Here is a 6,551-nt window from a genome sequence, read left to right as displayed (position 1 = left end):
GAGCTACTCAGCAATGAAACTTATGCTTTAAATAATGACGGTGCGGTCGATATTTCAATGTTTAATTTTCCAGTATTTCACAGAGGTCAACTTCAAACTAATCTTTTATCTCAAATAAATAATTGTAGTATGCATCGGTGAGACCTCCATAGCAGTTTGGTTGTTAAGATGAACCACCTCAGCTGACCTAGACTTTTCAGAATTAATCAAAAATATAGTGAACAAAACGAATCCAACTAAAAATCTCATTCTTTTTTCACTCCATCTTATGTTCAGGTAATTGCTTTTAAGTTTTGGACCTTGATTATAAAGTCCAGATTATCAAACGAATGCCTGCGGAGATTAGTTTCAAGATGACTAATCCTCAACGTTAAAAACACGAAAACTTCACGTAATACCAATCCAATTTTTCAACTACGATTTCTCCCATAAATAAACTTGGCCGCATTTCGAAAGAATGTCGAGTCAGGTAGCGACAATAGTTCTTACTGTAGGAGCAATAGAATGCGTGGAGAATTAGTCTATCGGGATGGGAGTAACAACATACACAGTGATTTAATCTCTCGCGATGGTACAAAAAAAATTGTGGTCAGTCGTGACATTATAAAAATCGTATCAACAGTTACTAATGAGGTAATCAAAGAAAAAAGGGAAACCCGCGGTGACCCGAGAGCATTGGGGTTTAGTGATGATGGCGAAAAGGTACTTTATATCTCCTACCACCGTGGTGGGGCATTTGTAAGTACCTCGCTAACGGTTTGGGATTCTATGCTGAACAAATCGTGGGCGGTAGATGACCATCGTGTAAGATACATCACCAAAGTGTCTTGTAACGGTGACTTCAGTCTCATGGCCTTGTCGGGTGAATATGGTGTCAGCTTGGTCTATCCCTATGACAAAGGAAGAGTCTGGTATCGCACTCTTTGCTTTTTCTCTTCTATGGAAGATGCAGACATAGAATCTCTTTCTCTGGATGAGGAGAAAGGTATCGTTTGGGTGTCTCATCAGAAAGGTTTCGAGACTCTAACGATCCAGTATGGAGTGATTCAATCGAGATATCTATTACCTTCTGAAGTAGTCATGCAATAACCATTTAGAACCGTTCGGTCTCAACTTTGTATAACTTCCCATTTATTCAGTAACTTCAAATATTCCTTACAACGAGAATTTTATGAAAAAAGAAATTGTGTCAAAAGATGGTACGAAGAAATGTGTGCTCAAGGACCGCGAACTAGAAATTAGATTAACAGAGACTAATTCCGTGATAAAGCGAAAACGTGTCATAGATTATCACCTTCAACTAGTCGCCTTCAGCGCTGACAGTAAAAAGCTATTTTATCGTGATTATTGCCGTTATGCGTACACTAACCCTTCTGTATTCGTTTGGGATTTTACAAAAGAAAGGACCTGGCATGTATTCTCAGAGCACTGTCGAACAACTCATATTATAGGACTAGATTACAACGATGACCTTAGTTTGATTACGCTTGCTGACTATGACGGTGTTATTAGTCTTATCAGACCTTTTGAAAGGGCAACTGTATGGAATAACAGCTTATTTGCCAATAAAGTTAAATTACAGTCTTTGCACCTAAACGAAGAAAACGCAGTTGTTTGGGCAGCTTTTGAAAATGGTATGGCAGGGTTGTCGTTATATGATGGTGCTATACAAACAATTTTTAGATCGCCATCTGAGCTAGTTCAGTGATAGCGGTTAATTCTGGTTTTTAATAGAGCTGCGTATATTAAAATTATGATCAAAAAAAGTGGTGATCTTGGTGCATATCTCGGCCGTGTTATTCGCTTGCACCGTTAAAAAATCAAAAACTTCACGTTTTACCTTCTTTCAATTTCCCTCATTATTTTTCTCCTAAACCTAACCCGGTCTTGCTTAGTTAGTTGAAGTGATAAGGGTAGTATTAATTCCTATTTAAGACAGGAGCAACGCTATGAATGAAGGTCTTATTTCTCCAGATGGGACAAAAAAGTTCGTATTTGAGGAGCTGGATGAATACATATTGCAGATTCGATCAACAGACACTAACGAGTTGATTAAACAGCGGCGCGATACTGGTGGTTATCACATGCCGCGAGCTTTTAGTGCTGATGGCGAAAAGTTGCTTTATGTCACGCATTGCCGACATGGGTACCTTAATCCGTGTGTGACAGTTTGGGATTTTGTTAAGGGAAAGGCTTGGAATTTGATGACTAAGCATCATCGCGGAACTTATCTAGGGTTTCCTTCCTATAACGATGACTTTAGCGTAATAGCGCTATCTGATTCAGACGGCGAAGTTAGCTTAGTAAAGCCGTATGAGAATAAAACTGACTGGCATCGACGTCTATCGGATCAGAAGATTGATATTCAGCGTCTGCATTTAAATGAAGAGAAAAAAGCTGTTTGGGCCACTCTCGAAAGTGGCTCGATAGGGTTGTCTCAAGAAAATGGGACTGTGCAGTCTGTCTATCATAATGACTCAGGTGATAGGCACTAATTCTTATCGTCGAAGTATGTTCACAAGCCTTCAAAAGCTTTTAAGAATACGAACGCTTTTAATGGCGTTAATGTTGGGTTTCTAGGGTTATTTAATTAGTGCGAATAGGTTAAAGAAATAGTGAATTATTTTCCTGAATGCCGGCATGCAATTTGACGTCCGTTAGCTAATATTAATCGATAGAATTAAAACGCGTTTTTTTATATGCGCTATCTATAAACAAAAGGTATATAGATTTTATGAAAACAAACTTGAAGTTTTCTGCACTTATTTCGAGTGCGTTATTAGTTGGTTTAAGTTTCACAAGTCAGGCAGCAAATTTTGCCGTTAACGATACGAACGATAGCGTCGACGTCGACCCTGGTAATGGCGTTTGTGCGACAGCTAATGGTTCTTGTTCGCTGCGAGCCGCGGTGATGGAGGCTAATGCGTTACAAGGTGCAGATGCAATTACACTTCCTGCAGGTACATTTAAAATTTCTCTTGGTGAAATAGGGGAAGACCTTGCTGCAGAAGGTGATTTAGATATTTTGGATGATCTAAGCATAACCGGTGCTGGAGACTCTCTCACAGAAATAAGCAGTACCAACAATAGTTATCGCTTAGTCTCGGTGCTAAGAAACGAAGATTACGTCCTCCCCACACTTAGTATTTCTAATGTCACTATGACAGAGGGATTGGCATATGACAAAGCCGCACTAATATATAGCGAGGGCGATTTAAACCTAGATAGCGTGGTGTTGACCAATGCCGGTCCAGAGTCCAATGCAATCTACATTGAAGGAATGTATATTGGCGGAGGAAATCTAGAGCTCACGAGTAGTCAGGTTAATTCAAATTATCGAGGTCTTTACCTAGACGGAGGTAGAGCTTCTATCTCTGGTACAACCTTTAGGGAGAACGTGTCTACGGAAGAGGGCTCTGCAATATTTCAAGAACTCGGAATAGTCTCAATCGCTGACTCTAGTTTTCTAAATAATGAAGCATCGAATGGTGGTGCAATTAAAAGCGAAGGGAACATATCTATTGATAGCTCTCATTTTGAAGGTAACGTTTCTTCAGGTAATGGTGGGGGCGCAAATTTAGAAGGCCAGTATTCTTCTATCGTGAACTCAACGTTTATTTCGAACCAAGCTTCAGATGGTGGAGCTGTGTTCATTGGAACTAATGAGTTTACTAATTCGTCAGTGATAAAAGACTCTAGCTTCACATCTAATCATGCAAGTGATCAAGGTGGGGCTTTGTATACAGGTATCGGCCTAATTTTGGTTGATTCAAGTTTTAACTCTAATACAGCAGGGCGCTTTGGAGGTGCTATTCACTCGAGTGAAATGTCTGCATCGAATATTCTGGTTGCAAATAATGAGGCAGAAATAGCCGCTGGCGGCATAGCCATGGTTTCAGGTTCGATTTCAAACAGCCGAATTGTCAATAATAAGGCCACGCACCAGTTTAGCCACTCTGGAGGAATTAACGCTTATAACGAGATTGAACTGTCATTCTCTGAGGTGAGCGGTAACTCTGCTGCATCTGCCGGAGGTGTCGGTATTGGTCATAACAATGCTGAGGGTAGCTCAGTCATTATTAACTCGACTATCGCTAATAATAGTGCTGAATTGCATTCTGGAGGCTTGTACCTGAACGATGGCGAACTAGAAATCATCAATTCCACACTAGTACATAACGCTTTGCCGCTAGATAAAGATACTCGTGGTACAAGTATAGATAGTTCGAAAGGCTCAGTTGGTCTAAGAAATACTTTAATATATACAGAGTCAGGTTTTCAAAACTGTGTAGGGAATATAGAGTCTCTAGGTAATAATTTTGCTAGTGATTCTACCTGTGGCCATAACGCGGTGATAGACATGCTTCATCCGAGCTTGCTTGCCGATTCTAAGTTAGGTGAACTTAAAGACAACGGTGGCTATACACATACCATAGAGTTAGAACCAGAGCATCCAGCTATTGACGCTGGCGATGGACAATACTGCCACTCAGAAAAGATGCTCGACCAACGCTATTATGTACGTGCTGATTCTGCTTGCGATATTGGTGCTTACGAAGTCGGTAGCCGTAAAGCGATAGCCGGGACGCTGTCTTTTTCTTCTGCGAACTATGAGGTTAACGAAGATGGTGGTTTCATCACTGTTAAAGTCAGCCGCACGGGGGGGAGTGAAGGCGAGGCAGTAGCTTGGGTTTATGATACGGGGCTAGGTGATGCGAAGCCAGATTCGATCTCAGATTACGAAATTCTTAAACCTCTAGCTTTGAAGTGGTCAGATGGTGACGCCAGTGACAAGACGTTTGAAATTCAAGTATATAATGAGGAGACTTACTTTGGCCTGGACGATAACAATAACCCGGTAGGTTTTTTGGAAGGCGATGAAACTTTCACGCTTGGTATGGTACAAACTGGCATTGCTCATTTGGGAGTAGATGAAACAACCATCACAATCATCGATATAGATGAAGCAAATAGCAACATTGATGACGATTCTAGCAATGAAGGCGATTATACTTCAGATAACTCTGATGAGCCCATTGAGGATGACAAGGGTGCTGAACAGAGTAATGGAGATGTGAATGATGTTGAAGTATCCTCTAATTCATCTGGCGGAGGCTCGATGAGCCCATTGTTTTTAATAGCCCTGCTTATTATTTTATTAGCAAGGCTACAGTCACAAAGATTATTTTAACCAGGCGGTTTGTTATAGAGGGTTTTAGTCACTTCCTTGAAGTTGAAATCAGGGGTTTGGAATAAGTTCCTCTTGGTTGTGACTAAAAACACGAATACGTGTCGCCAAAATTGCGCTCAACTTGGCACTTGAGTGACTCTGAAGTGTCTGAAAAGACAAGGTTTCCGCATATAGATAGGCCTCACTACCTTAAAGAAATACACTAGATATGGCTATCGCCCAAAGGAACTTCTTTAAAGTGCCAATCTAAGTGAATGATGTAATGCTTTTCGTCTGTTCTAGCTGTGGGCGCGATTTGTTTTCTGCAGACGGGTTCGGATTAAGTAGCGTTTCAATGAATCACACAACTTAGACAAATGCTGCGTCATGCCTTCACCTCTCTACAGTATTTATCCTACTCTCTTTTTGGCTATACAGCGCCCTCTCAACGAGAAGCAATTAGATCAAGTAGTTTGTAGGTGCTTTTTTTGAGTAAAGTCTTCTCTCTGTTTGTATCAACTATTTTATATTTCACAGCAAAGCCGTATTCTATTTTTTTGCTGTTCGCTGAACCCTTAGTTACATCAGTGAAGGAAATATACTCCCAATCAACAGGCAATGAGTTAATACGTATAATATCTTTCTCTGATTCTGGAGGAAGCTCAGTTTACGCAGCCTGGTTTGCAAAGGCTACTGGTGTTAAATAATTCAGTGAACTGTGTGGCCTTTCATGGTTGTAGTGATGCCTCCAGTGATCGATTTCATATCTCGCTTCTTCAATGCTTCGGAACCAATGTAAGTTCAAACAGCTATCTCGAAATTTTCCATTCAGGCTTTCTATATAAGCATTTTGTGTCGGCTTTCCTGCCTGAATAAAGTTGAGTTTTACTCCGGTTTCTTTGCTCCAGAAGAACATTGCTTTGCTGGTAAATTCAGTCCCATTGTAACAGGTAATGCCATCTGGTTTGCCACGAGTCTCGATCAGCTGAGTTAAAAAACGCGATACTCGTGCGCCACTGATCGAGAACTCTGTCAGTTGGTCGACCATCTCCCGACTAAAGTCATCAACGACGTTAAGCACTCTAAAACGACGACCGTTGCTAAGCTGGTCTGCAACAAAATCCATAGACCAACGTTCATTTACTCGCGCAGGCAAGTCCATTACTAACATGGGGCGCGTAAGCTTCTTTCATTTCTTTGTGCGAACTTGTATTTCTTCTTCGGTGTAAACTCGGTAAGTGCGCTTCTTGTTGACCACCATGCCTTCTGATTTCAGCAGCAAAGGGAGTATGCAAAAATGTTGAATCATACTCGGAACCCTTCTGAAAGCTTCTTTTTTCAAATCAAATACAACAACGCTAATGTTACTGAATTTATCCAG

General features: G+C 40.8%; 4 protein-coding genes and 1 pseudogene. 4 read left to right on the top strand and 1 reads right to left on the bottom strand.

Annotation, left to right across the window (positions count from 1 at the left end):
* Positions 1–504: 504 nt before the first annotated feature.
* From A3761_RS09540 to A3761_RS09525, 4 genes are all read left to right on the top strand, one after another.
* Complete coding sequence (locus tag A3761_RS09540) at positions 505–1,089, top strand: hypothetical protein (RefSeq protein ID WP_068739544.1); 585 nt, start codon at positions 505–507, stop codon at positions 1,087–1,089.
* An 82-nt stretch (positions 1,090–1,171) separates the two neighbouring features.
* The gene (locus tag A3761_RS09535) at positions 1,172–1,708 is read left to right on the top strand and encodes a hypothetical protein (protein ID WP_068739542.1); all 537 of its coding nucleotides are present in this window, start codon (positions 1,172–1,174) and stop codon (positions 1,706–1,708) included.
* Positions 1,709–1,949: 241 nt separating this feature from the next.
* Complete coding sequence (locus tag A3761_RS09530; RefSeq protein WP_068739540.1) at positions 1,950–2,495, top strand: hypothetical protein; 546 nt, start codon at positions 1,950–1,952, stop codon at positions 2,493–2,495.
* A gap of 239 nt (positions 2,496–2,734) precedes the next feature.
* Positions 2,735–5,191, top strand: a complete 2,457-nt coding sequence (locus tag A3761_RS09525) for a choice-of-anchor Q domain-containing protein (protein ID WP_068750148.1) — start codon at positions 2,735–2,737, stop codon at positions 5,189–5,191.
* Positions 5,192–5,837: 646 nt separating this feature from the next.
* Here A3761_RS09525 and A3761_RS09520 read toward each other — a convergent pair.
* Positions 5,838–6,458: pseudogene (locus A3761_RS09520) on the bottom strand (IS3 family transposase); the annotation flags it as partial.
* Positions 6,459–6,551: the final 93 nt, after the last annotated feature.

The organism is Oleiphilus sp. HI0123, assembly GCF_001635315.1.
This window is presented reverse-complemented; position numbering and strand designations above follow the sequence as displayed.